Genomic DNA, 24,496 nt, shown 5'->3' on the forward strand with positions numbered 1-24,496 from the left:
CGACCACCACGACGGTGGCGGCGCCCAGCACCGCGAACCCGCCGAGGACGGCGAATCCCAGCAGCTGCCTGCGGGTGTAGGAGCCGAACGGTCCCGGCTCCCGTGCGAGTGTAGGAGCCGGGACGGAGCGGGGCGTGGTGGGGCGCACCGGCTGTGCCGGAGCATGGTTGGCAGTGGGAGCGGGAACGGATGCCGCCGCGGGTGCGGTTTCGTCCTTTGCCGCCGGTGCCGCTCCCCCGGATTCGGCAGCCATGCGTGCGGGTGCGGACTCCGCTGGCGGTAACGGCTCGCTGTCCCTCACGCGCGGCAAGCCGCGACGAAGCGGGCGGTCGGATGCTGCGGCAGCCTGACCCGCTTCAGCCGGGCCCGCGGGAACGGCAGGAGTCGTCGCTGCTGCGGGAGTCTGCCCGGCCGTGTTGGGCCTTGCGCCCGCATTCGAGGTAGCCGCGTGCCGTGCCGCAGCGGGGACCGATGCCAGGGCTGGCCCGGCTGCCTTGCCGGCAGGCGGCCACGGCTCACCCCCAGGAATGCGCGGCAACCCGCGACGGATTGGTCGAGAGCCCCCGGCGGGGGCGGCGGTTGCAACCGTCTCCGCCACATCCGGTTCCATCCCGGTGGGCGCGGTCGCCGTCTCTCGAGTCAGCGCCGACGCGGTCGCGGCGGGATAGGCCGGCATCACCGAGGATTGCTCGGGTGCGCCGGCGTCAGCGCTGGGCGCAGCCGCCGCGACCGGCGCATCACCGGTGGGCGGCCAGGCTTTACCGCCGGGGATGCGCGGGAGTCCCTGGCGTATCGACCGCAGGTATGTCGCCATCGCCGCTACGCCTTCTGGGCGTCGAGGGCAGCGATCAGCTGCGGCACAACAGTGAACAGGTCCCCAACGACACCGAAGTCCGCGATCTCGAAGATCTCGGCATCCGGGTCCTTGTTGATTGCGACAATGGTCTTCGCCGTCTGCATGCCCGCACGGTGCTGGATAGCTCCGGATATCCCGAGCGCGACATACAGCTGCGGTGCCACGGAAACGCCGGTCTGCCCAACCTGATGCGACTGGGGAATGTAGCCGGCGTCCACTGCGGCGCGTGATGCACCGACGGCCGCGCCGAGGGCGTCTGCGAGCTGCTCGACGAGCACGAACTTCTCCTCGGAACCGAGGCCGCGCCCGCCGGAGACGACTTTCGCCGCTCCGCGCAGCTCGGGACGGCTCGATGCCTTGACGACCTCCTCGAACGACGCGATGGATGCCGCGGGCTTGCCCGATGGGGTCACCGGCAGGGTTGTGACCGTGGGCACGCGCGCCTCGGCGCGCGCCTCGATGGAACCCTGCCGCACCGTGATCACCGGCGCACCCCGGGTCACTGCAGAGTCGACGTTGTAGGCGCCGCCGTAGACCGAGTGGTGCGCGACCACGCCCTCCGCATCCCGCGAGATACCGACCGCGTCGACTGCCAGGCCGGACCGGGTGCGTGCGGCAAACACGCCCGCGACATCCCGGCCCGCGATCGAGTTCGGGATCAGCACTGCGTCGGGGCGCACTGTGTCCGCGGCGGCGACCAGCGCATCGGCCACCGGCATGGTCAGGATGCCCGGATCAGCCGTCTCGGCAACGACCACATGCGCGGCGCCCAGCGCGCCCGCGGCATCCGCCGCGGCGGCACCGGCGCCGGCAGCGGTCACCACCAGCGCCACCGGCGTGCCGACCTGCGCGGCGGCGCCGAGCAGGCCTGCCGCGCTGCCCGCGAGTCCGCCGGAAGGCGTGAGCTCGACAAGGACAAGGATGGAATCCGCTTCGTATTCGGCCATGGTTGTGCCCCTTACACCAGTTGGTTCTGCAGGAGGAACTCCGCGAGCTTTCCGCCTGCATCGCCCTCGTCGACTATTTTCACGCCCGCTTCGCGGGCAGGCTTCTCCGCTATCGCGGTCATGATCGACCGCGCAGACTCCGGGGCATCGGGATCGACAGCCAGTTCTGCAAGGGACAGAATCTCCATCGGCTTCTTCTTCGCCGCCATGATCCCCTTGAAGTTGGGGAACCGCGCATCCGGCAACGCCTCCGTGATCGACACTACGGCAGGCAGCGGCGCGGTCACCTGCATCGTGCCGTTCTCCGTTGCGCGAACGCCGGTCACGACGTCCGCGGCGATCTCGATCGACGTCAGCGAAGTCGCGTGCGGGACACCGAGGAATTCGGCGACCATCGCCGCCAGCACGCCGCCGCTGCCATCGGTTGACAGGTTGCCCGCGATCACGAGGTCAAACCCGGTGCGCCGGATCGCAGCGGCGAGTACCTCTGCGGTCAGCCCGAGGTCAGCCCCGCGGAGTGCCTCGTCGGCCACCTGCACAGCCGATGTCGCCCCCATGGCGAGGCCCTTGCGTAACGTCGCGGTGGCGCTCTCCGGCGCCATCGACAGCACCACCACCTCGGTGTCGGCGTTCCTGTCCGCGAATGAGAGCGCCACCTCGAGCGAGCGTTCCCCGATCTCGTCGAGCACGACCTCGCCCGCCGCGCGGTCCGCGAGCCCCGTCTCGAGGTCGAGCTTCCGGTCCCCGTAAGTGTCGGGGACCTCCTTCACCAGCACGATGATCTTCATGGACATCTCCTTTCGCCGCCTTCTTCGCGACGGCTGTCGCAATGGATTGATGCGGAGCCGCAAGGGCTCCTCGTTCAGCCAAGTCTTGGTTCGAATGTGTGCAGGCGGCCGGTAGGCGCCTTGCCAAGGGGTGCGTGCCTGATGAACGACTACGCCCATAACGAGCCCTCCTGGCGGGCCCGCTGCGGGCCCTGGCCGCCATTTGGTTAACCCGCTCGGCGTCTGTCATGAGTCCCTGCGATCGAAACCCGCACCAACGAGACCCATGGCGTAGCCGCAGAAGCCGAATCCGTCGACCGCGGTGGACGCGCGATCAGGGATGGCCCGCACCGTCTCGACCGGGTTTGAGATCGTCTTATCCATCACCATTGCGTGATACTTCCATTCATCCATTACCCAGGCTGGTTCGGTGACCGGCCCATAGACCCGTCCTGGTCGTCCGGCACCTCGGTTTCTGCGGGACCGGTTTCGCAGCGCGCAACCAGGTCCGCCTTGATGCACCCGGGCACCTGCTCGAAATGCCCGCGTCGTGCCGGTGCGGATAACAACACAGCCTGGTGTGAAGGAGCGCTTAGCGCGGGGCCATGCGGATGGCGCCGTCCAGGCGTATGGTTTCGCCGTTGAGCATCGGATTGGTCACGATCGCTTCGACCAGCTGCGCGTACTCGCTCGGCTCCCCCAGCCGGCTGGGGTGCGGCACCTGCGCGCCCAAAGCACTCTGGACGTTCTCCGGCAGGGCGCCCAGCAGCGGGGTGCGGAACAGGCCCGGGGCAATGGTGTTGACCCGGATCAGCAGCGATGCCAGGTCTCGGGCGATGGGCAGCGTTGCGCCGACCACTCCGCCCTTGGAGGCCGAGTAGGCGGCCTGGCCGATCTGTCCTTCGAAGGCTGCCACGGACGCGGTGTTGACGATGACACCGCGCTCCTCGCCCACGGGGGCATTCTTGGACATGGCATGCGCGGCCAGGCGGATGACGTTGAACGTGCCGATCAGGTTGACCTTGATGACCTTCTCGAAGTCGGCCAGCGGGAACGGGCCGTCCTTGCCGACGGTCTTGATGGCGTTGCCGATGCCGGCGCAGTTGACGACAATGCGCAGATCCCCGTTGGCGTTGGCAGCCTCGACGGCGCTGGTGACGGAGGCTTCATCGGTCGCGTCGGCCGGGACGAATGTCACCGACTCCCCCAGTGCCTCCAGGGCCGCGGTGTCCGCCGAGGGCAGGTCGAGGGCGAAAACCCGTGCGCCGCCCTTGACCAGGGTGGTCACCGTGGCCAGGCCGAGGCCGGAGGCACCGCCGGTAACGAGAGCGCTGGTTCCTGAAATCTCCATAGTTGTGATCCTTCGTTAGAATGTTTCGGTTCTCATGGGCTCTTGCCCCGCATCAATCCAGGCCGGTCCTTCGACCCTTCCGAAAGCAGGGGTGCTGCTAGCGGCCGGACCACTTCGGAGCGCGCTTCTCCGCGAACGCGCGGGGGCCTTCCTTGGCATCCTCGCTGGTGAAGACGGTACGCATGGCGTCGGCGTTGATGGCCCACACCTCCGGGCCCCAGTCCGATCCGGCGGCCACTGACTCGTGCAGGACCCGCTTGGTCTGCTGCACGGCCAGCGGCGCGTTGGCTGCCACGGTCCCGGCCAGCTCCAGGGCAGCCTCCAGGACAGTGCCTTCCGGGGCGATCCGGTTGACCAGGCCCAGCTCATAGGCGCGCGCAGCCGAAATCGGCTCACCGGTCATCGCGATTTCCGCGGCAACCTTGACCGGGACCTGGCGCTGCAGACGGATCACTCCGCCGGCCGCGGCCAGCAGTCCGCGGCGCACCTCGGGCAGTCCGAGCGTGGCGGTCTCATCAATCACTGCCAGGTCGCAGGCCAGCACGATCTCGGTGCCCCCGCCCATGGCGAAGCCGTTGACCGCGGCAATGACCGGCTTGTCGATCCAGTGGCGCACGATACCGCCTAAGTCCCACTCGGGATGCTCGGGCGCGTACACGCTGCGGCCCGCGGCGATCTCCTTCAGATCCGCCCCCGCGCAGAAGGCGCGTCCGGACCCGGTGATCACTACCGCCCGGACCTCAATATCGGCCGCGGCACGCTCCAGGGCAGCACCGACGTCCGCGGACAGATCAGCGTTGACGGCATTCAGTGCCTTGGGGCGGTTCAGTGTCACAACGGCCACATGTCCGCGGACCTCATAGGTGGCGGCGGGCTCGGTCTGCGTCAGTTGCGCGCCAGCAGTCTGAGTCATTCTCAATTCCTTAGCTTCTAGATTGGACAATGGAAAAGCTTGTTGGACCTGGATAATCAGGGTTGGTCCCCGTCAGCAGCCCTGGTCCTTTGCCGCTTCCTCGCGTATGTCGTTGATGATCACCGTTGCTTTCTTGGCGGCGAATGCGGAGGCGATGCCGCGGCCGATTCCCGATCCTGCACCGGTGACGACGAGGATCTTGCCTTCGAAACGTGCTGCTCTACGAGGTGCCATGGTGAGTTGTCATTCGCACCTGCGGCCGGTTAAGCGTGATCAACGCGGCGGCCGCGCGTCTGCCGAAGGGTGACCGGGCCGGCACCGCCTCCACCATTGGATCGTCCGGGGGGTCCGTGCCGATCCGGGCATTTTCTCCGAGACGGCTCATCACTGAAGTTCCAATCGGTTATGGAAGCCATCCGGGTAAAACGCCTCGAGGGGTGCTCCAGCAGGTTGCTCAGCTGCAGCGGCTTATGGCGCCGCCAGTGGGTGGGGCCTGTTGCATTGGTACACACGGAGTCTTCCTTTGATCCGTGTGCACCAATGCAGTTCGCCGTTAGAGGCGTTCGATGATCGTGGCGTTGGCCATTCCACCGCCCTCACACATGGTCTGCAGTCCGTATCGGCCGCCGGTGCTCTCAAGGTGGTTGAGCAGCGTGCCCAGCAGGCGTGTCCCCGAGGAACCCAGAGCGTGTCCGAGGGAAATGGCACCGCCGCGCGGATTGAGCTTGGCCGGGTCGGCGTCGAACTCGCGGGCCCAGGCGAGGGGCACCGGGGCGAAGGCCTCGTTGACCTCGTAGGCATCGATGTCTTCGATGCCCAGGCCGCTGCGCTGCAGGACCTTCCGGGTGGCCGGGATCGGTGCGGTGAGCATCATGATCGGATCGTCTCCGGCAACGGAGAAGGCATGGAAGCGCGCCCGCGGGCGCAGGCCGAGCCTGTTGGCTGTCTCCTCGCTGACAATCAGCGCGGCCGAGGCGCCGTCGGTCAGCGGCGAGGAATTCCCCGGCGTGATCTTCCAATCAATATCGGGGAAACGCTCCATGGAGCCGGCGGTGTTGAAGGAAGTATTCAGGCCGGCGAGGCCTTCAGCAGTCGTGGCCGGACGTATCGTTTCGTCGACTGCGTGAGTGAAGGTACCGTCGGCCGTCTGTACAGTGATCGGAACGATTTCGTTGGCGAAGTTTCCGGCGGCCTGGGCCGCCGCGGCACGGCGGTGGGATTCGGCCGAAAAATCGTCCAGCTCCAGCCGGTCCAGCTTCCACTTGGCGGCTATCAGTTCGGCGGAGATGCCTTGGTTGATCAAGCCCGCGGGATAGCGGGCGGCGATCCCGGGGCCCCCGGGATCCTGGCCCATGGAGGCCGTGCCCATGGGTATCCTGCTCATGGATTCCACACCGGCTGCAATGACCATATCGTACGCGCCGGAGATGACACCCTGGGCAGCGAAATGTGCCGCCTGCTGGCTCGAACCGCACTGGCGGTCAATGGTTGTGGCAGGCACGCTTTCGGGGAATCCGGCCGAGAGCAGTGCCTGCCGGGAAATATTCAGGGACTGTTCGCCGACCTGCTGCACACAGCCGCCGATGACGTCGTCGACCTGGGCGGGATCGATTCCCGTGCGGTCGACCAGGGCGCGCAATACGTGGGCGAGCAGTTCCACCGGATGGGTATCGGAGAGCGCACCGCCCGGCTTTCCTTTGCCCGAGGCGAGTCGGACGACGTCGATAATAACGGCATTGGTCATTTCATAACCTTTCGATACTAAGCAGATAATGTCTGTAGTTTTGTGGTTGTCAATGTTTTAGGGCGGCAGCTACGGTGGTCCACCGGGAGGAGCCGCAACGGGCCTGCTCCTTCGGCTGCCAGCCGCATGGCGATCGCCAGCCCGATGCCGCGGCTGGCGCCGGTGACGATGGCGCTCTTGCCGGCCAAACGGTGCGCTTGCACCGGCTGCCCGGACCAGGCGGCCCCGGGGGCCGGTGTGCTCAGACCCATTGGACCGTCCCGTCGATGTCGGCCCGGCTGGTCCGGAAACCGTTGATCGGGTGCTCCGTATCCGCGTAGCCAAAGGATACGGCGCAGACGATCAGCCGGTCCTCGGGAATGTTCAGGTGTGCACGGACGGTGTCGGAGACCATGGCAACGGCGCCCTGGGGAACGCTGGCGACGCCCAGGCTCCGCGCGGCCAGCATGAAGTTGGAAATGTATCCGCCGCAGTCCACAGCCCCGTAGGTGCCAAGCCGGCTGTCAGTAGTGATGATCGCAGTGTGGGGGGCGTCAAAGAAGCGGTAGTTCTCCAGCATCTGTTCCCGGCGGCCTTCCTTGTCCTCCCGGGCGATACCGGCATGCCGGTACAGCCCCAGTCCGGCCTCCCTGCGCCGTTCCCCGTACACGCCGTGGTATTCGGCAGGTCCCTCGAAGTCGGGGCGGAAGGTTCCGGCCCGCGCCGCGGCCAGCAGGTCGGCGGCCAGGCGCTCGGTTGACGCGCCGCTGGTGACGATGACCTGCCAGGGCTGCGAGTTGCACCACGACGGCGTGTGCTGGGCCAGCGCCAGGATCTGCTCGATATCCTCCCGGGGCACTTCCTGCTTCAGATATGCCCGGCAGCTGTACCGCTCCTTCAGGAGGGCGCCGAGGGCAGCGGAATACGCGGTCGCGCGGGGTCCGCGCGGGGTCCGCGGCGAAACCTCCTGGGAGGCAGGAAACGTTGAAACGTCCATCTTGAATAACTCTTCCTCGATAAGTTGCCACAGGGAGGTCAATGCCAGTGACTGGAGGGGCAGCTGATTGGGCACTTGCCATGTCCGCCTACGAGCGTGGCGCTTGTCGTCGCCGGTCTCGGATTCTCCAGGTGCGGCCGGTGATCTCCCCGCTGCACGGAGCGCGGGCTCATTGACCTGAGGCGACTTTGGCCTTCTCGATGGTGGCGTAGCGGCCGCGGAAGAAGAGCAGCGGATCGACATCGTCCCGGGCGTGCATGTTGTCAACACGGCCAACGACGATGGTATGGTCACCGCCGTCATGCTCGGCGTGCAGTTCGCAGTCCACCCACGCCAGGCACCCGTCGATGATCGGGTTGCCCAGTTCAGAGAGTGAGTATATGACGTCTGCGAATTTATCCGTTCCGGACTTCGCGAAGGTTCCCGACAGGTGCTGGGATTCTGTCGACAGAATGTTTACGCAGAACGAGCCCGTGTCCCGGATTTCGGGCCAGCTGGTTGATGTCCGCATCGGATTAAAGGTGATCAGCGGCGGCTCCATTGACAGGGAGGTAAACGACTGGCAGGTGAAACCCACCGGGCCCGCCGGAGTCATTGCTGTGATAATGGTGATTCCAGAGCAGAAGTTTTCGATGATCTGCCGCATGCGGTTTGGCGTTACATCTTTGTATGAGCTCATAGTCTCACCTTTCATTGCCTTTGATTTGTCCCGGCTACCGCTCAACTCTCACGATTGAAAAGCGCGGTTCTCAGCACCGGATCACCGTTCGGTTGTTTGTTAGAGGTGTGAGCCGCGCAGCGGCGCGGCCGACCATATGTTCGTCGTGAGCTTCCCTTCGGACCCGGAGGCTGCTTTCTTGGTCGCCCATCCTTTCCCAATCCCGGCCGGGGCCAGGCCTGCGCCCGGGCCACCTGAGCAGGCTATTACCGCCCGCAGGAGATGTCAACCATATGGTTGGTCGAGAACCAGCCGGGCAGCAGGCTGGCGGGTCGACGTGCCAGATCGGTGCATGCCCGGCTCGAACAACTCCCGTCCGTCATCTGAGGCCCGCCTCCGCCGGCAGCCAGGCCCCACGACGTTTCGTTCGATGTCAGCCAGGGCGAGACCTTGGGCATCGCGGGGGCCGGCGGGCTTCGGGCATAACGAACTCCTGACTTGACTTTGATGAATGTAAGCGCTTGCATATGTAAGCAAGCGCTTAGTATCCTGAATCAGGAGTCGTATTGTGTACCACCCCCGCAAACCAGAGCGCATCAGCGATGCCGCCCAGGCTTTCCACCGCTCAGCAGCGGCTGCTGGAGGCGGCGGTCGAGGTGTTTGCCGAGTCCGGCTTTGGGGGCACTACGACCCGCGATATCGCGGCGAAGGCGAATCGCAGCCCTGCGGCTGTGTACATCCACTACGCGACCAAAGAAGATCTCCTGTTCGCGATCAGCATGCTGGGTCATCGACAAGCGTTGGCCTGCCTCTCGGCTGCTTCTGAGCCGGAAGCACATCCTGTGCAAAGTGTGCACGGAATGGTCTACGCATTCAGCCGGTGGCACATGCAGAACGCGAAACTCGGTCGCGTGGCGCAGTACGAGTTCAATGCACTCTCAGAACAGCACCGCGCGGAGATCGCCGCTCTGCGCCGTGAGGTCCAACATGTGATGCGTTCGGCGATCGAGCGTGGAGTTACGTTGGGGGAATTTGAGGTGACCGACGTTGACGGCGCGGCGGACGTACTCCTTTCGATCTCCATCGACCTTGTGCGATGGTTCGACCCCGAACGTCAACCCGATCAGCATGCGATCGCCTCGCAGCACGCCGAATTCGCAGTTCGAATGCTGCGTCGGCACACTGTCCCACCCCACGACAATGCTTATACCTGAAAGAAGAGGACCGCGATGAAGCGAAACATCTATGATCTCGACCACGAGGAATTCCGTGCCTCGGTGCGGGCGTTTCTCGACCGCTACGTTCTGCCACAACAGGAAAGCCACATCGCTGAGCATGGTCTGCCGCGCCAGTTTTGGCTTGAGGCAGGCGCACAGGGATTGCTCGGCCTAGAGATCCCCGAAGAGTACGGTGGGTCCGGCGCAGGGGATTACCGCTTCACAGCGGTGCTCACGGAAGAACTGTCGAAGGTGGCTGCGGCCTACGCGTCCTGCGTGAGCATTCACGCCGAGATCACGGCGCCCTACCTTGTCGAATTGGGCACCGAGGAGCAGAAACGGCGCTGGCTACCCAGGATCGCCTCCGGTGAACTGCTGCTCGCCATCGGCATGACGGAGCCGTCAGGGGGCTCTGATCTCGCCGCGATGAAAACCACTGCGGTGCGAGATGGTGCCGAATGGGTAATCAATGGATCCAAAATTTTCATTACCAACGGCTACTCGGCGGATCTGGTCATCATCGCCGCCCGAACCAGTCCGGAGAAAAGAGCTAGGGGCATCACCCTCTTCGCCGTCGAGTCAGCCACTCCGGGGTTCAGCCGCGGGCGCAAACTCGACAAAGTGGGACAGGATCAGTCGGATACCGCAGAGCTGTTCTTCGACAACGTCCGCGTGACTGACGCCGAAGTCGTCGGCGAAGTTGACAGCGGATTCATCCACATGATGCAACAGCTGCCTCAGGAGCGTCTGAGCGCCGCCATCTCCAATGTCGCGCATGCCAAGCAAATCCTCCTTGAGACGATCGAATACACAAAAACCCGAAAGGCATTCGGATCAGCCATCGGATCTCTCCAGCACAACAAGTTTCAGCTCGCCGAACTCATCACCCAGATCGAAGTTGCTGAAACCTACATCGACCGTTGCATCGCCGCCCACAAGGTCGGAGAACTCACTCCGATCGACGCCGCCAAGGCGAAGCTTTGGTCGTCCGACACACAGAACTCCGTGCTCGATCATTGCGTGCAACTGCACGGCGGCTACGGCTTCATGAACGAGTACCGCGTCGCCCGGGCATGGAGGGATGCCCGGGTCACTCGAATTTGGGCTGGTTCAAACGAAATCATGAAAGAACTCATAGGCCGAGACTTGGGGCTTTAACCGGAGTCGTCCCCGGCGGACCATCCACATCATGGATGATCTGCCCAAGACCTAAACTGGGAGGATCAGGCGGCGCGAGTTGCGCGAGGCAGGCAACGCGGCCGGCCCCAAAACCACATCGAAAGGCATCTCATGACCCAGTCCCCTATCCCACGCAGCGCGGGCCGGAAAAATCAGCCGTGGGGCCGAGACATCCAGGCCCGCCGGCTCGAGGGCAGGACGGCCATCGTCACCGGCGCCAGCCGGGGCATCGGGCTGGCCATTGCGCAACGGCTGGTGGCCGAAGGCGCCAGAGTCTGCATTACCGCGCGGAAGAAGGAGCCCCTCGAGGACGCCGCGGCCGGATTTCCGGAAGGAACCGTCGTCACAGTGGCGGGCAAGGCCGACGACCCCGACCACCGGCGGGAAGTGCTGGAAACCGTGACCGGGAAATTCGCCCGGCTGGACATTCTGGTTAACAACGCCGGCATCAATCCCGTCTACGGTCCCCTGATGGAGCTGGATCTGGACTCGGCGCGCAAGATCATCGAGGTCAACCTCCTGGGAACACTGGCCTGGATCCAGGAGGCCTACCGGTACCAGGGTTTGGATTTCGCCGGCCGCGGCGGTTCCGTGATCAACCTGTCTTCCGTTACCGGGCAGGTCCCGTCGCCGGGCATCGGCATGTACGGCATCAGCAAGGCCGCGATCGGACACCTGACCCGCACCCTGGCGGTGGAAATGGGTCCCAAAATCCGGGTCAATGCCGTGGCCCCGGCCGTGGTCAAGACGCAGTTCGCCCAGCCGCTGTACGAGGGCAGGGAAGCCGAAGTCGCTGCCCAGTATCCCCTCGGCCGTCTCGGCAGCCCGGATGATATCGCCGCCGCCGTCGCCTTCCTCGCGTCCCCGGACGCCGCCTGGGTCACCGGGCAGGTTCTCGACCTCGACGGCGGGCTCCTGGCCGCCGGCGGCACTGCCTGATTTCCGATTGATTCCGAAAGGACCACATGAGCAACCACACTTTGCCGGCCGAGGTGGAAGACCTGCGGCTGCGCACCCGTGAATTCATCCGGGCCGTCGTTCTGCCCGCCGAGCCCGGACCCGGCGAGCGGCTGGACCAGGCGACCAGGGAGCGCCTGCAGCGCGCAGCCCGGGAGGCCGGGGTATTCGCCCCCCCCACGTCCCCAAGGAGTTCGGCGGACAGGGCGTCCCCATTCAGTACTGGTCCCCCGTCTTCCAGGAAGCGGGCTACTCCCCCATCGGTCCGTCCGCGCTGAACTGCATGGCCCCGGACGAGGGCAACATGCACCTGCTCAACCTCATCGCCACGCCGGCCCAGAAGCAGCGCTACCTGGCTCCGCAGGCGGCCGGCACCGCACGCTCCTGCTTCGGGATGACCGAACCCCACCCGGGCGCCGGCTCGGATCCGGCCGCCCTGCTGACCGAGGCCACAAAGGTCGACGGCGGCTGGCTGATCAACGGCCACAAGCGCTTCATCAGCGGCGCCGACGGCGCGGCATTCTGCATCGTGATGGCAGCCACTTCCGACACGGTTTCCGCCGCCGGGGCGACCATGTTCCTGGTCGACATGGACAACCCGGGAATCCGGCTCGGGGAACCAATCCACACCATCGACAGGGCGATCGACGGCGGGCACCCCCACGTTTACCTTGAGGACTGCTTCGTTCCGGACGAGGCGGTCCTGGGCGAATCCGGACTGGGCTTCAAGTACGCGCAGGTTCGCCTCGGTCCCGCCCGCCTGACCCACTGCATGCGCTGGCTGGGCCTGGCGCGCCGGGCAATGGACATCGCCCTGGACCGCGCCGAGCGCCGGCAGCTCTTCGGCTCCCCGATGAAGGACCTGGGAATCGCCCAGGAGATGATCGCCCAGTCCGTCATCGACATCGAGACATCCGATGCCATCATCGCCAAAACAGGGTTCCTGCTCGACACCGACCCCAAGGCCGGGTCCGCGCTGTCCTCCGTGGCCAAGGTCCACTGCTCCGAGGCCATCTTCCAGATCATCGACCGGGCCATCCAGATCTGCGGCGGCGACGGCGTCTCCGACGGACTGCCCCTGGCGTCCTACCTCAACGAGGTACGGCCCTTCCGCATCTACGACGGCTCCAACGAGACCCACAAATGGGCCATCTCGCGCAGGGCCTCCGCCCGGCGCCGGGCCGCGGTCGCCGGCGGCGAACCGTACCTGGCAGATGTTGACGGGGCCGAAGTGCCGGCGTGCTCAGACCAGGGAGAAAAGGCCCCCGACGGCCACAATGCAGCGGCAGGGGTACGCTGATGTCTGCCCCTCCGTTGACGCCGACGGTTCCCGACGGCGAGGAAGTCGTCGCCACGCGTGCGGACGCTGGCCGGCTGCAGTCGCCGCCGCTGCTGATCGTGGAGTCAGTCAGCGAATTCATGGACTCACAGAACCTGGGCAGCGGGCCGCTGTCCTGGTCCCGCATCGGCGACGGCCAGTCCAACATCACCTACCGGATCCAGCGCGGCCGCAATGTGTTTGTGCTGCGGCGCGGACCCCGTCCGCCACTGCCCAAATCCACGCACGACATGGTCCGCGAAGCCAGAATCCAGCAGCTGGTCAGGAACGCCGGGGTACCGGTACCGGAGATTCTGGCGGTCTGCGACGACGCGTCCGTCCTCGGCGTCCCCTTCTACCTCATGTCCTTCCTGGACGGAACCGTCATCACGGACAGCATCCCCGGGCACCTCGACTCGCGGGAACAGCGCGAGGCGACCAGCGCAGCGATCGTGGACACCCTGGTCCGGCTCCACCAGGTAGACGTCAGCTCCGGCGAGCTGGCAGCCTTCGGCCGGCCGCAGGGTTACCTGCGGCGCCAGGTTGAGCGGTTCTCCGGGCTGTGGGACGTCAACACCACCCGGGTCCTGCCCGAGGTTGCCAGAATCGGTGACTGGCTGGCCCGCAACGTCCCGGACAGCCAGACCGCGGCCGTCATCCACGGCGACTACCGGGCAGGCAACCTCATGTTCTCCCCGCAGGCTCCGGCCCGCGTCACCGCCGTGCTCGACTGGGAAATGGCCGCCATCGGCGATCCGCTGGCCGACCTCGGCTACCTCACCGCCACCTGGGCCGACCCAGGCAGCATCCCCACCCCGCTGGATCTGACCCCGGTCACCCGCGAACCCGGCTACCTCAACCGTGCCCAGCTCATTTCCCGGTACCGGGAACGGATGGACCTGGACCTGGACGCCCTGCCCTGGTACCAGACCTTGGCCCTGTGGAAGGCCGCCATCTTCTGCGAGGCCATCTACACCCGGTGGCTCAAAGGCGAACGGCCGCACGATACAAACTTCAGCCCTGCCCTGGAGGCCGGCGTGCCCCGGCTGCTGACGAGTGCACGGCAGTCTGCCGGTATGGACCCAGCCGCTGCCCGCTGACAGCGACGAACCCTGAAGAAGCGAACAGTCGTCCCCTATTGAACCTTCTCCGTCCGTTACATCCGCTCAATACCCGGCATCTCTACGTTTAAGCCGAAGTTACGTGGTTTGAGACGCCGGAATCCCCGGGGTGGCGGGGATTCCGGCGTTTCTGCGTGGTTGTTGTCTGGCTACTTCGCGATGTTTTCGATGTAGCGGTCGATCAGTTCGAGGGCCTGGCGTTGGGCGGGGGTGGGCAGGGCAGTGAGTTCGAAGGTTTTCTCGGTGCCGGGCGGGCGCAGGGTGTTTCGCGTGCGCGTGGCCAGATGTCCGAGGAGGGAGCGGAAGCTGTGGGCGGGGGTCCCGTCGGCCAGGACACGTTTGGATGCTTTGGCCTGCGCTTTGTCGGAGCGGGTCGCGGCGGTGACCGGGTTCTCGGCGACGGGCCGGTGCTCGTCGGTGTAGGTCAGCGGCGCCCAGGCTTGGCGCAGGTGCCAGGTCAGGTGCCCGGCGAGCAGGCAGAGGAAGACGTGGGCGCGGGTGCGGTCCTCGGTGCGGTGGTGGATCGGGCGGATGCGCAGGTCCACGGATTTGAGGGACTTGAAGATCTTCTCCACGTTCGCCAGGGACTTATAGACCCGCACGGTCTCCGCCGCGTCCATGGTCTCCGCCGGGACGCTGGTGCGGATGACGTAGATGCCGTCGAGGTCCGCCTCGGTGGTGATCGAGGCCTCGTCGCGGGCGTAGGCGAAGGAGTTGTCCTCCACGGTGAGGATGAAGTGTTTTGCCATCTTGTATTTGTCGACGCTCCTGCCGGCCCGGATGCCGATCTTCCCGGCTCCCGTGATGCGCCCGGCGGCCACGGACGCCTCGATTTTGGCCAGTTCGGCCTCGGTCGCGGTGAGCAGTTCGGCCCGTTTGCGGGCCCGATCTTCGGCCAGGGCGGGATTGCGGCAGGCGATGAGGCGTTCGCCGGGGTAGTCCGGGTGGGCGATTTCGGCCAGGTCCTGGGTATCGAACAGGCTCATCTGCAGCGGGCCGTCGTCGGCGGCCAGGTCCTGGATCGCCGGGGCGCGCAGGCAGGTCACCCAGCCCAGGCCGCCTGTTTCCTGCAGAGCCCGGATGCGGGCGTAGTGACCATGCCGCGGTCTCCGACCATGACCATCTCCTCGACCCCGGCCAGGTCCTTGATCTGCCCGGCAATCCTCGTGAAAGCCGCCGGGTCCGCGGTGTTGCCGGGCACGACCCGGACCGCGACCGGGACTCCGTCCCGGGTGGCGAGCATGCCGTATTCGATCTGCTCGACGCCCTTCTTCCGGTCCCGTGAATAGCCGCGGGCGGCCAGCGGATTGTGGTGCCCGGTCACCCAGGATGAGGACAGATCAAACAGCGCCAGCTTCCGCGGGTTGGCTTCGGCGCCGAGCCAGCGGCGGGCCAGTTTCTTCTCGATGCCCTCCTGCCGGGCGAGCAGCCAGTCCATCGCGGCATAGGCCTCGTCCGTGGACACAGGGCCCAGGCCGGATCTCGCGTTGACGGCAGGCCGGTCCGAGCATTGCCTCGAACCCCGGTCCCCTGGCCATCCGGGTGACCGCGTCAACATGCCCGGCCGGCAGCGACCGGACGATCTCCAGCCCGGCAGTCGCCTCGATCAGCGTCTTGCCGGCCAGCGACGCACGCAGGTCCTCGACCGCCTGGTCGGGCAGGGCTGCGAGGTTCGCCAGCGTCTCGTGCTTGACCTTGCCCCCGTCCCGGTAGGTCCGGCGCAGCAGCACCGACTCGTACTCGACCGTTTCGCCGGCCTTGTTCACCCGCCGCGACTTCGTCCGGGCTACGTGCACGGCCTGCTGCGATTTCGCCATGCCACAAGAGCAGACCTGTCCACCCGCATAACTCGGACGGCACGCCAATAATTTAGTGGCTACAAACGGTGGTACAAAAGAGGGCTGACCGCCCGGAACCACTAGGAACCAGAGCGATCAGCCCCTCGTAACTTCGGCCTAGGCATACTGTCGTCCTCCTCGGAAAACAGTCCCCTACAGAACCCGGGCCGGTTCAGGTAGTGGTTGTGATGAATCAGATTCTGCTGTATTGCTGGTTGTCGCCCCGAGCGGTGGTCATGCCGACCACACGAGTCCGCCGTCCACCCGGATGGTGGACCCGGTCGTGAACGATGAATCGGGACCGGCCAGGTAGCGGACGGCGCCGATGACTTCGCCAATCTCGCCGGTGCGTCCCATCGGCAGGGTCTCCTTCGACGACAGCCGTTCCCACAGCTCCGGGGGCCAGTTCTCCGACACGTCGGTCCTGATGGGGCCAGGCATGACCGTGTTGACACGCACGGCCGGCGCGTGAGCACGTGCCAGTCCGACCGTGAGTGCGTTGACACCGGCCTTCGCCATCGCGTACGGCAGCTCCATCGGGCTGGCCTGGATGGAGGTCACGCTCGAGACGTTGATGATCGAACCTCCGTCCGCGTCCGCCATGGCTTTCGCCGCGAGGGTGGCGATCCTGAACGCTCCGCGTAGGTTCACCGCCAAGACCTTGTCGTACAGCTCCTCGCTGACGTCTACCAGCGAGGAGTATAGCGGCGACATGCCCGCATTGTTGATCAGGACGTCGATGCGTCCGAATTCGGCGAGAACCCGCTCGATCAGCAAGTCGCAGTCGTTCCATCGCCCGACGTGACACCCGATGCCCAGCGCGAGCACCCCGAACTCGTCCTGCAACGATGTCGCGAGCTCTTCGCACGCCTGTCCGTTACGGCTCGCGACGACGACCGTGTCGCCGTCCGACGCGAAGGCTCGACAAAGCTCGCGGCCGATGCCACGGCTACCTCCTGTCACGACGACGACGCGGCCCGTCGCGCGGGGCGTCATTTGACTGCCGCCGGAGTCGCTGCGGCCTCGCCATCGGCTGCATGGGTGCTGGGACGCCGACGCACGCGAATGCTCTCTCGTCCGCAGGCCAGCAGGTCGCCGTCCTGGTTGCGCACCTCCACGGCGTGAACCAAGATGCCGAACGCATCGTCCTCGACGATCGCGTCGGCGATCTCACGATGGCAATAGATGGTGTCACCGATGTGCAAGGTCTTGGTGAATCGCAACTCGTCCCACCTGACGGTGGCCACTGCGCCGGTCGGCCAATACCAGTTCCAGTCGTGCTGTGCGAACATACCCACCGAGAGGGCCATCTCGATGAAGCCGGCCGCGATGCGCTGGCCCGATCTGGAAGATGCCATCGCGTGCGCGTCGAAGTGGATTGCGGGGAAGTCGTGCTCGATGCTGCCCCACGTTAGGAAGTCCGCTTCGGACATGGTCCGCCCAGAGGTGCTGGCCGATTCACCGACTGCGTAGTCCTCAAGGTAATCCTTCATGCTATTCGCCCTTCCGTTCCGCGAGCATGCCGTAACGCGTCGAAACGATGACCTCGTCACGCTGGTTGAACGTCGAATGCGAGAACACGATCTCGCCACGCTTACCCTTGGGAATGAGGTCCTCGACCACCGCCGCACTGTAGATGACGTCTCCGACGTTCAGCTCGTTGCGGAACTCCACGAAGTCGAACTGGAGGAACGCCACGAGCTTCTCTGGGAGGAACGATCGTCCGGGGGCCTGCTGCAACAGACACATGCCGACCGCGAGCGTGTACAACGGGGGCACGAAACGCTCCGGAGCATCGTCCTCCGGGCTGCTCATGAGCAATGGCCGAAGATCGTGGGTGTAGCTCGCGTAGGCGCGCACCCCATCTCCACGAATCTTCAAGTACGGGCTACGGATGGTCTCACCCTGCTCGTAGTCGTCGAACCAGACCTTCATCTCAATCCTCTCCTCGGCAGCTCACTTCGGCCTGGCCCACGAGAGCCAAGCCACGATCATGCTGCGTGCCCAGACCATCCGGTCAGAGCGGCTTCGTTCAGGAAGATCGAACCGCTTCCACCGGCTCGACCGTGGCCACGGGTGATCCGGTGACATCCGCGATAATCGTCCTTACCGGCAGCCCGGGGCGAAGATCCGCCACGTCGGGTCCGGTCATCAGGGTCGGAATGTGGAAGCTCTCCTCGATCAGGTTCGGCTGGACGAAGACCGTCGCATACGGCATGTGATCCAGAAGCCTTCTGGGCACGGAGTAACCGGGCGTGGCCTCACCGCCGGTGACAGTGACCCAGCTTGTCACCGTTGCATCGCCGCCGACGTCGCACCAGTTCAGGTCCATCGAGTGGCAGCTGCTGCACGCCAGCATCGGGGGGAACTGCGCGTGGTCGCACCAGGCGCACACCTGGGCGAGAACCCGCCGCTCGTCGGCAGTGAGAGACCGGAACTGTTCAGCGAGGCCGGTCCCGCCGCCCGCTAGGTCGCAGGAGGCAATCACGGAATGATTCGTAGACACTGTGCGAGCTGCTCCATTTCTCGGGTATTCCCGTCCGGCGCGAGTGGGTTCATGGTGGACGACACTGTTCGCGCAACATGCCGTTCACATCGCCGAAAATCAACCGGTCGATTGGTTGATCTTCGCAGAAGGCCTGCGACGAGTCAACCCTACGCGTTGACTCATCAAAGATGCCCGCGCAGCTGCTATCGAAGAATCATTTGAGGTTGCCCGCGTAGCGGCGTGTCTGCCGGGGCGGCGTCCGTCGGCCCGGCATGCTGAGCATGGAGCTGTCGATGGGTGAACGCAGGGCTGTCACCAAAACCACTGCTCTCCGGTATGCCCGGTCGGACCGGGCGGCCAAGAAGGCCATCCTGGACGAGTTGTGCGCGTTGACGGGCTGACACCGGGACCACGCACGCAGGGCGCTGCGGCAGTCATTGGTGCTCAAACCTGTCAAACCGCGGCCGCCGCTCTACCCGGAGCCGGTGATCGAGGCGCTGCGGTTCTGCCGGGCCGTCCAGGGCATCCCGTGCGGGCGGCTGCTCGCGGCGGCGCTGCCGGACCTGGTGCCGCGCCTGCGCCGGTTTGAGGAACTGCGGATCGATGACGCGACCGCGGAGTTGCTGCTGAAGATCGCCCCGGCAACGATCGACCGCCGGCTCAAGGCCGATCGGGCAAAACCGGATCCGCGGGGACGCTCGCATACCAAACCCGGGACGCTGCTCAAGGACTCGATTCCGATGCGTACCTGGGCCGAGTGGAACGATGCCAATCCCGGGTTCATGGAGATCGATCTGGTCGGCCACGAAGGCGGCAACAGCAAGGGCGAGTTCTGCTTTACCCTCTATATCACCGACATCGCGACCGGCTGGACCGAGACCGTCTCGGTGAAGAACAAGGCCCAGAAATGGGTGTTCGCCGCGCTCAAGGAGGCCACCGCGCGGTTCCCGTTCCCGATCCTGGGCATCGGCCCGGGGCAACGGCTCTGGACTTGCTGAACCGGATCCGGGCGCTGCAGCGGCTGCCGGCCAACCACTTCGCACCCCAGCAGAAGCTCATCGAAAAGGTCAGAAACGAGGCGAAGGTCAGCAAGAAATACGGCGCTCCGGCCACGCCGTACCGGCGGATGATCACGGATGCCGGCACCGTCCGCAAGGCCGTCAGGACCAGACTGACAAGGAAAACACGCCCCTGAACCCGGCAGCCATCCAGCGCCAGGTCCAGGCCCTCTGCGCCGAACTGCTCATCCTGACAACAGCAAAACAAGGCGGACGACCCCAACCTGTCATGCGGGCAAAATCAAATGATTCCACGAATCAATCTACGCGGGCATCTTGACATGATCCCCCGGGCCCTATTGCATCCCGCACAGCACCCGGCCGTCCGCAGGAGCCGCAAAGCGCTCGGCACCATAGAGTCCCCACAATGCCCCGCGTCACCATCGAGCGGGACGAGATGTAGCCGTCAGGGCCAGTTGCCTGCTAGGGTGATTCAACCGATCATTTGGTTGTCTGAGACGCAAGAGGAGATCCAATGCCAAACAAGCAAGGACCGCTGGCGGGGCTTCGCGTCATCGAACTGGCCGCCCTAGGACCCGTGCCGTTCGCGGCGACCATGCTGGCGGATCTCGGGGCCGACGTGATTCGCGTCGATCGGCCGCCATCAGGGGCGGAAATCTTCGACGCCGAGGACGAGATACTGCACCGCGGCCGACGCTCAATCTGCGTGGACCTGACCAAGCCGTCCGGGCGTGATCTGATCCTCGACCTCTGCGCCGAGGTCGACGTGCTTCTGGAAGGTCACCGGCCCGGAGTGAGCGAACGCCTCGGCGTCGGACCCTCGGACTGCTCCAAGGTCAACCCACGGCTCGTCTACGTTCGGTGCACTGGGTGGGGGCAGGAAGGGCCTCTCGCTGCCCGCGCCGGCCACGACCTCACGTACACCGCATTGAGCGGGGCGCTCGACGCGATCGGCGAACCGGGCCGCAAGCCAGTGCCGCCCCTGAATCTGATCTCGGACTTCGGTGGAGGTGGCGCCTTCGCGGTGATCGGGGTCCTTGCAGGCCTGTTCGAGCGAGCGGGCAGCGGTCGAGGCCAGGTCATCGATGCGTCCATGATCGACGGAACCACGTATCTGCTCTCGTCGGTCTTCTCCATGCTCAACTCCGGACAGTGGAACTTGGAGCGCGGGAGCAACGTGCTCGACGGCGGCACCCCTTTCTATGACACGTACGAGTGCGCGGACGGTCGATACATGGCCGTTGCCGCCCTCGAGCCGAAGTTCTGGCGGACGTGCGTGGCACACATGGAACTGCCGGTCGATCCCGATACGCAGTGGGACAAGAGCACATGGCCGGAGTTGCGAACACTCTTGGCGAAGACCTTTGGCAGCAGGACCCAAGCCGAGTGGACTGACCTGCTCGAGGGCGTCGATGCGTGCGTGGCCCCGGTTCTGACCTTGACAGAAGCCCCCCTTCATCCCCACCTGAGTGCGCGCGAGACACACCTGAAGGCATCGGGTGGGTTCCAGCCCGCGCCGGCCCCCCGATTCTCCCGCACGCCCGGCCTAGCCGGCGCCCCAGCCGAAGCTCCTGGCAGTTCCACCCGCAGCGTCCTGGCCGAGCTGGGGCTCAACCCCGAGGACATTGATCGGCTCGTCGCCGACGGCGCCGTCGTCCAGAACATCACAGAAGGAATTTGACGTGGATTTCGCACTGCCCCCCAAGTCCGAAGAGTTGGCGAAGACGCTCCGCGACTTCATGGCCGAGTTCGTCTACCCGGCCGAGGAGGTGCTCGAACGACAGTCGCTTGAGCTCGCGGCCGCGGGCACGCCGTGGGCACCCCGGCCGATCATGGACGAGCTCAAGACCGAGGCACGTTCGCGAGGACTGTGGAACCTGTTCCTCACCCGCAACATCGGTGGTGAGCTGACCACAACGGAGTACGCCCCGTTGGCCGAGATCAGTGGTCGCAGCCCACTGCTGGCACCCGAGGCGATGAACTGCTCCGCACCGGACACAGGCAACATGGAGCTTCTCGCACACTTCGGCACCGCAGAGCAGAAGGCCCAGTGGCTCGATCCGCTGCTGGACGGCCAGATTCGTTCCGCATTCGCCATGACTGAACCGGACGTGGCCTCGTCGGACGCATCCAACATCTCGACCCTGATCACCCGCGACGGCGACGACTACGTCATCAACGGAAGCAAATGGTGGATCACGGGTGCGCTGAGTCCACTGTGCAAGATCCTGATCGTGATGGGCAAGACGGACCCGGACGGACCTCGCCACAGGCAGCAGTCGATGATCCTGGTACCCATCAATACTCCTGGCGTCACTGTGACGCGGCACCTGAGCGTGTTTGGCTACGACGACGCCGCCCACGGCGGACACGCGAGGGTCGAGTTCGATCAGGTGCGCGTGCCGGCGGAGAACCTGATCGGCGGAGAGGGCGATGGATTCGCCATCTCCCAGGCACGACTCGGACCCGGTCGTATCCACCACTGCATGCGAGCGATCGGAATGGCTGAGCGGGCTCTGGAGCTGATGTGCGCCCGTGCCGACTCCCGCCGGACATTCGGAGGCCCGGTCTCTGACCAAGGAGTGATCCGCGACTGGATCGCCGAGGCGCGGATCCGGATCGAGCAGGCACGTCTACTCGTTCTCAAAACCGCATGGCTTATGGACGAGGTCGGCAACCGCGAGGCGCACACGGAGATCCAAGCGATCAAGGTCCTCGTTCCTTCGATGGCCGAATGGGTGCTCGACAAGGCGATCCAGGTTCACGGCGGCGGCGGTGTCAGTCAGGAGTTCCCGCTTGCGGCCATCTGGGCGCAGACGCGGACCTTGCGCCTCGCGGACGGACCGGACGAGGCTCACAAAGCAGGTCTGGGCCGCCGCGAGCTGAAACGGCAACGCGAAGCGCGGGAGAACGTTGAGCGGCTGACGCCCGTCGCGCGCTGACGCCCCAGCAATCTCCTGGAGCATGGAGCGGCGGCGGGGCTGTAGCACCAAGTGTTTGGTGGAAGGTAGTGTGGGTTCCATCGATGCCACGACGAGGACGAAAACGAGCCCCTATGAATGACAAGCCCCAAGGCCGCTGGAACGAGGTGGTCGAAGCCGCCGCCGTCATCTTCCACGACAAGGGATATGAGGCAACCACTGTTCAGGACGTCGCTGACGCCGTCGGGATCCTGAAGGGGAGCCTGTACCACTACATCAAGACCAAGCATGACCTGCTTTTCGCTGTGGCCGAGCTGGCCGACGCCGCCAGCGCCGAGACCCTAGCGCAGGTGCGGGCCATCGAGGGCGGCCCAGCCGTCCAGCTGGCGGGCTTCATCCGGGCCCATCTCGAGCTCCTGTTTCGCGAGGGAATCAAGTTCCGTGTCTATCTGCACGACATGAAGTCCTTGGAGCCCGAGCAGTACGAGGTGGTGGCGAAACGTCGTCGTGAATACTCGCGCTACGTTGAGGACCTGATCCGGAGCGGTCAGGACGACGGCGTGTTCACGTCTACGATCGATCCACACCTTCTCGCTCTCGGGCTACTGGGAATGCTCAACTGGACGAACGAGTGGTTCCGCGAAGGCGGCCGGAACACGGCGGAGGACGTGGTCACGGCGTTCGTCGAGACAGGTCTGCGTGGGATGGGAACGGCCGAGACCGCCATCGCAGAAGCTGTCGGCCGGACCCAGCCCGCGTGATCCCTGTCGCCATCGAGGACAACTCGGCCGGTCGAGCCCGGTCGGGTGGATCTGATTGCAGCACTGCTTCCGTCGCTGCCAGCCATACGGGAGATTGATCGAGCCCACGAAGACAAACAAAGAAGGAGTGAGCGTGTCCGTCTCAGAGCGAATCAGCGTTGGCGACGTCAACCTGGTCGACGCCGTCGACCGTTGGATCGCGGACCGGTATCCCAGCGGCGCTGCCGCGTCGGGCATCAAGCCAATGCCGGGGAACTCAGGACTCAGCTTCGGGTTCCAGGTCAACGATGGCGCCGGCCGCGCAATCGATGCGGTGGTTCTGCGTCTTGCACCGCCGGGAGTGCGCCGATCGATCAACACCGACGTGCTGCGCCAAGTGCCGCTGTTGCAAGCGCTCGAACGGGCTGAGGTGCCGGTGGCGCCCGTTCTCTGGCACTCGGACGACCCTCAGTGGTTCGGAACCGATGCTCTCGCACAACGACTACTGCCCGCACACCCACTGCATCTCCTTGATGCGGCGTCCAGCGCCGACATCCCGTCATCGGGTGCCCAGCCGCTACTCCAGCGGGCCGCGGCGGTCCTGGCCGATGTGCACCGCGTCGATTGGCAGGCGGAGCTGCCCGGCTGGGCTGCGCCCACCGGCATCGAGCACGAGCTGGAACGGTGGTGGGCGCTGGTCGAGAAGGCAGCGGATCCAGCAGACGCCGAGCTGGCCTTGCGGCTTCGTGAGAGACTAAGCGCCACGGCACCCGCGCAGCCGAGCATCGGCTTGTTCCACGGCGACTTCCAGACCAACAACGTCTTGTACGACGGCTCAGGGACCGTGCAAGCTGTCATCGACTGGGAGATCGCCGGGATCGGTTTGCAAGGACTTGATGTCGCTTGGCTCGCCATGATGACCGATCCACAGCCGTGGGGGTCCGAACACCGGGACAGGCTCAGGATCAAGGCCCGGCCGAAGGACATCCATGACTGGTACGCACAGGCCCGCGGCCACGAGGTGGAATCCTTCGACTGGTTCAGGGCGCTGGCCGAGTACCGATTCGCTGCGATCGTGGCGTTCAATCTCCGGCTGCACCGCACTGGTCGTCGGCCCGATCCGTTGTACGACACCCTCGCATCGTCCATCCGTCCGCTGTTCGAGCACGGACTGACCATCCTCGCCTAGGCGCACCGACCCTTCGAACAGGAGCATCCATGTACATTCGCGTGGACACAACCCTCGTCCCGCCTGCAGTCGAGCTGCACGAGCAGGACGACTTCACCAGTTTCCGAGTCGTACTGGCAACTCCCGCTCATTCATGGATCTCGGCTGACAGCTTGGTGACCTTGGCCGGAGCCGACGACGACACGTCATGGCAGGAGAAACTCGACGGCATGGTGGCGTACGCGACCAGCAAGGGATGGGTCGACGGCCAGGGACGCCTGCGTGCTCACGTCGAGATCGAGTCCACCGACTAGAACA

27 protein-coding genes and 2 pseudogenes are annotated in these 24,496 nt (G+C 65.3%); 12 read left to right on the forward strand and 17 right to left on the reverse strand.

The features are described from left to right. The 10 genes and pseudogenes from AC5RW2_RS35120 to AC5RW2_RS35165 all read right to left on the reverse strand — a co-directional run. Positions 1-253 (reverse strand): annotated as a pseudogene (locus tag AC5RW2_RS35120) (hypothetical protein); the annotation flags it as partial. A gap of 566 nt (positions 254-819) precedes the next feature. Next, a complete protein-coding gene (locus AC5RW2_RS35125) occupies positions 820-1,803 on the reverse strand; it encodes an electron transfer flavoprotein subunit alpha/FixB family protein (protein WP_494032705.1) in 984 nt (327 codons plus the stop codon). A gap of 11 nt (positions 1,804-1,814) precedes the next feature. After that, on the reverse strand, positions 1,815-2,591 hold the full coding sequence (locus AC5RW2_RS35130) for an electron transfer flavoprotein subunit beta/FixA family protein (RefSeq protein WP_494032704.1): 777 nt from the start codon (positions 2,589-2,591) through the stop codon (positions 1,815-1,817). 225 nt (positions 2,592-2,816) lie between these two features. Beyond that, the gene (locus AC5RW2_RS35135; RefSeq protein WP_494037174.1) at positions 2,817-2,960 is read right to left on the reverse strand and encodes a hypothetical protein; all 144 of its coding nucleotides are present in this window, start codon (positions 2,958-2,960) and stop codon (positions 2,817-2,819) included. Between the two features lie 202 nt (positions 2,961-3,162). Further along, positions 3,163-3,921: a 3-hydroxyacyl-CoA dehydrogenase gene (locus tag AC5RW2_RS35140; RefSeq protein WP_494032702.1), complete on the reverse strand. Its 759-nt coding sequence runs from the start codon at positions 3,919-3,921 to the stop codon at positions 3,163-3,165. A 97-nt stretch (positions 3,922-4,018) separates the two neighbouring features. Continuing rightward, positions 4,019-4,834 carry a crotonase/enoyl-CoA hydratase family protein gene (locus AC5RW2_RS35145; RefSeq protein WP_494032701.1) on the reverse strand — a complete coding sequence of 272 codons (816 nt, stop codon included), beginning with the start codon at positions 4,832-4,834 and terminating at the stop codon, positions 4,019-4,021. Between the two features lie 72 nt (positions 4,835-4,906). Beyond that, the gene (locus AC5RW2_RS35150; protein ID WP_494032700.1) at positions 4,907-5,068 is read right to left on the reverse strand and encodes an SDR family NAD(P)-dependent oxidoreductase; all 162 of its coding nucleotides are present in this window, start codon (positions 5,066-5,068) and stop codon (positions 4,907-4,909) included. Positions 5,069-5,387: 319 nt separating this feature from the next. After that, positions 5,388-6,578 carry a thiolase family protein gene (locus AC5RW2_RS35155; protein WP_494032699.1) on the reverse strand — a complete coding sequence of 397 codons (1,191 nt, stop codon included), beginning with the start codon at positions 6,576-6,578 and terminating at the stop codon, positions 5,388-5,390. Between the two features lie 241 nt (positions 6,579-6,819). Then, positions 6,820-7,554: a nitroreductase gene (locus AC5RW2_RS35160; RefSeq protein ID WP_494032698.1), complete on the reverse strand. Its 735-nt coding sequence runs from the start codon at positions 7,552-7,554 to the stop codon at positions 6,820-6,822. Between the two features lie 169 nt (positions 7,555-7,723). After that, on the reverse strand, positions 7,724-8,233 hold the full coding sequence (locus AC5RW2_RS35165) for a flavin reductase family protein (protein WP_494032697.1): 510 nt from the start codon (positions 8,231-8,233) through the stop codon (positions 7,724-7,726). A 545-nt stretch (positions 8,234-8,778) separates the two neighbouring features. Between AC5RW2_RS35165 and AC5RW2_RS35170 the strand changes: the two genes are divergently transcribed. The 5 genes from AC5RW2_RS35170 to AC5RW2_RS35190 all read left to right on the forward strand — a co-directional run bounded on the left by AC5RW2_RS35170 (position 8,779) and on the right by AC5RW2_RS35190 (position 13,983). Further along, entirely contained in the window at positions 8,779-9,426 is a 648-nt protein-coding gene (locus tag AC5RW2_RS35170) for a TetR/AcrR family transcriptional regulator (RefSeq protein ID WP_494032696.1), read from the forward strand. Positions 9,427-9,441: 15 nt separating this feature from the next. After that, the gene (locus AC5RW2_RS35175) at positions 9,442-10,587 is read left to right on the forward strand and encodes an acyl-CoA dehydrogenase family protein (RefSeq protein WP_494032695.1); all 1,146 of its coding nucleotides are present in this window, start codon (positions 9,442-9,444) and stop codon (positions 10,585-10,587) included. Between the two features lie 132 nt (positions 10,588-10,719). Next, the gene (locus AC5RW2_RS35180) at positions 10,720-11,547 is read left to right on the forward strand and encodes an SDR family oxidoreductase (RefSeq protein ID WP_494032694.1); all 828 of its coding nucleotides are present in this window, start codon (positions 10,720-10,722) and stop codon (positions 11,545-11,547) included. A 232-nt stretch (positions 11,548-11,779) separates the two neighbouring features. Continuing rightward, on the forward strand, positions 11,780-12,865 hold the full coding sequence (locus tag AC5RW2_RS35185; RefSeq protein ID WP_494075062.1) for an acyl-CoA dehydrogenase family protein: 1,086 nt from the start codon (positions 11,780-11,782) through the stop codon (positions 12,863-12,865). Beyond that, positions 12,865-13,983: a phosphotransferase family protein gene (locus AC5RW2_RS35190; protein ID WP_494032692.1), complete on the forward strand. Its 1,119-nt coding sequence runs from the start codon at positions 12,865-12,867 to the stop codon at positions 13,981-13,983. Before AC5RW2_RS35185 ends, AC5RW2_RS35190 begins: the two co-directional genes overlap by 1 nt. Before the next feature lie 170 nt (positions 13,984-14,153). On the opposite strand, the gene AC5RW2_RS35195 is transcribed toward AC5RW2_RS35190, so the two are convergent. From AC5RW2_RS35195 to AC5RW2_RS35225, 7 genes and pseudogenes are all read right to left on the reverse strand, one after another. Further along, entirely contained in the window at positions 14,154-15,050 is an 897-nt protein-coding gene (locus AC5RW2_RS35195; protein ID WP_494032691.1) for an IS1634 family transposase, read from the reverse strand. Further along, on the reverse strand, positions 15,047-15,469 hold the full coding sequence (locus tag AC5RW2_RS35200) for a hypothetical protein (RefSeq protein WP_494032712.1): 423 nt from the start codon (positions 15,467-15,469) through the stop codon (positions 15,047-15,049). The genes AC5RW2_RS35195 and AC5RW2_RS35200 overlap by 4 nt, the downstream gene beginning before the upstream one ends. Before the next feature lie 160 nt (positions 15,470-15,629). Continuing rightward, positions 15,630-15,821: pseudogene (locus AC5RW2_RS35205) on the reverse strand (IS1634 family transposase N-terminal domain-related protein); the annotation flags it as partial. Positions 15,822-16,076: 255 nt separating this feature from the next. Then, positions 16,077-16,805 (reverse strand): SDR family NAD(P)-dependent oxidoreductase, encoded by a 729-nt coding sequence (locus tag AC5RW2_RS35210; protein ID WP_494002552.1) that lies wholly within the window; start codon positions 16,803-16,805, stop codon positions 16,077-16,079. A 29-nt stretch (positions 16,806-16,834) separates the two neighbouring features. Next, on the reverse strand, positions 16,835-17,335 hold the full coding sequence (locus AC5RW2_RS35215) for a MaoC family dehydratase (RefSeq protein ID WP_493986719.1): 501 nt from the start codon (positions 17,333-17,335) through the stop codon (positions 16,835-16,837). Position 17,336: 1 nt separating this feature from the next. Then, positions 17,337-17,777, reverse strand: a complete 441-nt coding sequence (locus AC5RW2_RS35220; RefSeq protein ID WP_494037351.1) for a MaoC family dehydratase — start codon at positions 17,775-17,777, stop codon at positions 17,337-17,339. 97 nt (positions 17,778-17,874) lie between these two features. Further along, positions 17,875-18,348 carry a Zn-ribbon domain-containing OB-fold protein gene (locus AC5RW2_RS35225; RefSeq protein WP_493986692.1) on the reverse strand — a complete coding sequence of 158 codons (474 nt, stop codon included), beginning with the start codon at positions 18,346-18,348 and terminating at the stop codon, positions 17,875-17,877. A gap of 467 nt (positions 18,349-18,815) precedes the next feature. Between AC5RW2_RS35225 and AC5RW2_RS35230 the strand changes: the two genes are divergently transcribed. The 7 genes from AC5RW2_RS35230 (at position 18,816) to AC5RW2_RS35260 (ending at position 24,492) form a co-directional block, all read left to right on the forward strand. Then, a complete protein-coding gene (locus AC5RW2_RS35230; protein ID WP_494075060.1) occupies positions 18,816-19,328 on the forward strand; it encodes a hypothetical protein in 513 nt (170 codons plus the stop codon). Continuing rightward, a complete protein-coding gene (locus tag AC5RW2_RS35235; protein WP_493986690.1) occupies positions 19,322-19,525 on the forward strand; it encodes a hypothetical protein in 204 nt (67 codons plus the stop codon). Before AC5RW2_RS35230 ends, AC5RW2_RS35235 begins: the two co-directional genes overlap by 7 nt. Before the next feature lie 338 nt (positions 19,526-19,863). Continuing rightward, complete coding sequence (locus AC5RW2_RS35240) at positions 19,864-21,030, forward strand: CaiB/BaiF CoA transferase family protein (RefSeq protein WP_494002551.1); 1,167 nt, start codon at positions 19,864-19,866, stop codon at positions 21,028-21,030. A gap of 1 nt (position 21,031) precedes the next feature. Beyond that, positions 21,032-22,291, forward strand: coding sequence for an acyl-CoA dehydrogenase family protein (locus AC5RW2_RS35245; RefSeq protein ID WP_493986711.1), 1,260 nt, complete (start codon positions 21,032-21,034; stop codon positions 22,289-22,291). A 113-nt stretch (positions 22,292-22,404) separates the two neighbouring features. Continuing rightward, positions 22,405-23,031, forward strand: coding sequence for a TetR/AcrR family transcriptional regulator (locus AC5RW2_RS35250; RefSeq protein ID WP_493986695.1), 627 nt, complete (start codon positions 22,405-22,407; stop codon positions 23,029-23,031). Between the two features lie 133 nt (positions 23,032-23,164). Continuing rightward, entirely contained in the window at positions 23,165-24,199 is a 1,035-nt protein-coding gene (locus AC5RW2_RS35255) for a phosphotransferase family protein (RefSeq protein WP_493986696.1), read from the forward strand. 29 nt (positions 24,200-24,228) lie between these two features. Continuing rightward, a complete protein-coding gene (locus tag AC5RW2_RS35260) occupies positions 24,229-24,492 on the forward strand; it encodes a hypothetical protein (RefSeq protein ID WP_493986697.1) in 264 nt (87 codons plus the stop codon). The last annotated feature ends 4 nt before the right edge of the window (positions 24,493-24,496 follow it).

This window comes from Arthrobacter sp. B0316-1-20, from assembly GCF_059091865.1.

Coding starts and splice junctions, on each gene's coding strand:
- AC5RW2_RS35190 (WP_494032692.1), top strand. CDS start 12,865: ATGTCTGCCCCTCCGTTGACGCCGACGGTTCCCGACGGCGAGGAAGTC.
- AC5RW2_RS35220 (WP_494037351.1), bottom strand. CDS start 17,777: ATGAAGGTCTGGTTCGACGACTACGAGCAGGGTGAGACCATCCGTAGC.
- AC5RW2_RS35155 (WP_494032699.1), bottom strand. CDS start 6,578: ATGACCAATGCCGTTATTATCGACGTCGTCCGACTCGCCTCGGGCAAA.
- AC5RW2_RS35180 (WP_494032694.1), top strand. CDS start 10,720: ATGACCCAGTCCCCTATCCCACGCAGCGCGGGCCGGAAAAATCAGCCG.
- AC5RW2_RS35160 (WP_494032698.1), bottom strand. CDS start 7,554: ATGGACGTTTCAACGTTTCCTGCCTCCCAGGAGGTTTCGCCGCGGACC.
- AC5RW2_RS35250 (WP_493986695.1), top strand. CDS start 22,405: ATGAATGACAAGCCCCAAGGCCGCTGGAACGAGGTGGTCGAAGCCGCC.
- AC5RW2_RS35260 (WP_493986697.1), top strand. CDS start 24,229: ATGTACATTCGCGTGGACACAACCCTCGTCCCGCCTGCAGTCGAGCTG.
- AC5RW2_RS35135 (WP_494037174.1), bottom strand. CDS start 2,960: ATGGTGATGGATAAGACGATCTCAAACCCGGTCGAGACGGTGCGGGCC.
- AC5RW2_RS35215 (WP_493986719.1), bottom strand. CDS start 17,335: ATGAAGGATTACCTTGAGGACTACGCAGTCGGTGAATCGGCCAGCACC.
- AC5RW2_RS35150 (WP_494032700.1), bottom strand. CDS start 5,068: ATGGCACCTCGTAGAGCAGCACGTTTCGAAGGCAAGATCCTCGTCGTC.
- AC5RW2_RS35140 (WP_494032702.1), bottom strand. CDS start 3,921: ATGGAGATTTCAGGAACCAGCGCTCTCGTTACCGGCGGTGCCTCCGGC.
- AC5RW2_RS35145 (WP_494032701.1), bottom strand. CDS start 4,834: ATGACTCAGACTGCTGGCGCGCAACTGACGCAGACCGAGCCCGCCGCC.
- AC5RW2_RS35240 (WP_494002551.1), top strand. CDS start 19,864: ATGCCAAACAAGCAAGGACCGCTGGCGGGGCTTCGCGTCATCGAACTG.
- AC5RW2_RS35165 (WP_494032697.1), bottom strand. CDS start 8,233: ATGAGCTCATACAAAGATGTAACGCCAAACCGCATGCGGCAGATCATC.
- AC5RW2_RS35125 (WP_494032705.1), bottom strand. CDS start 1,803: ATGGCCGAATACGAAGCGGATTCCATCCTTGTCCTTGTCGAGCTCACG.
- AC5RW2_RS35130 (WP_494032704.1), bottom strand. CDS start 2,591: ATGAAGATCATCGTGCTGGTGAAGGAGGTCCCCGACACTTACGGGGAC.
- AC5RW2_RS35175 (WP_494032695.1), top strand. CDS start 9,442: ATGAAGCGAAACATCTATGATCTCGACCACGAGGAATTCCGTGCCTCG.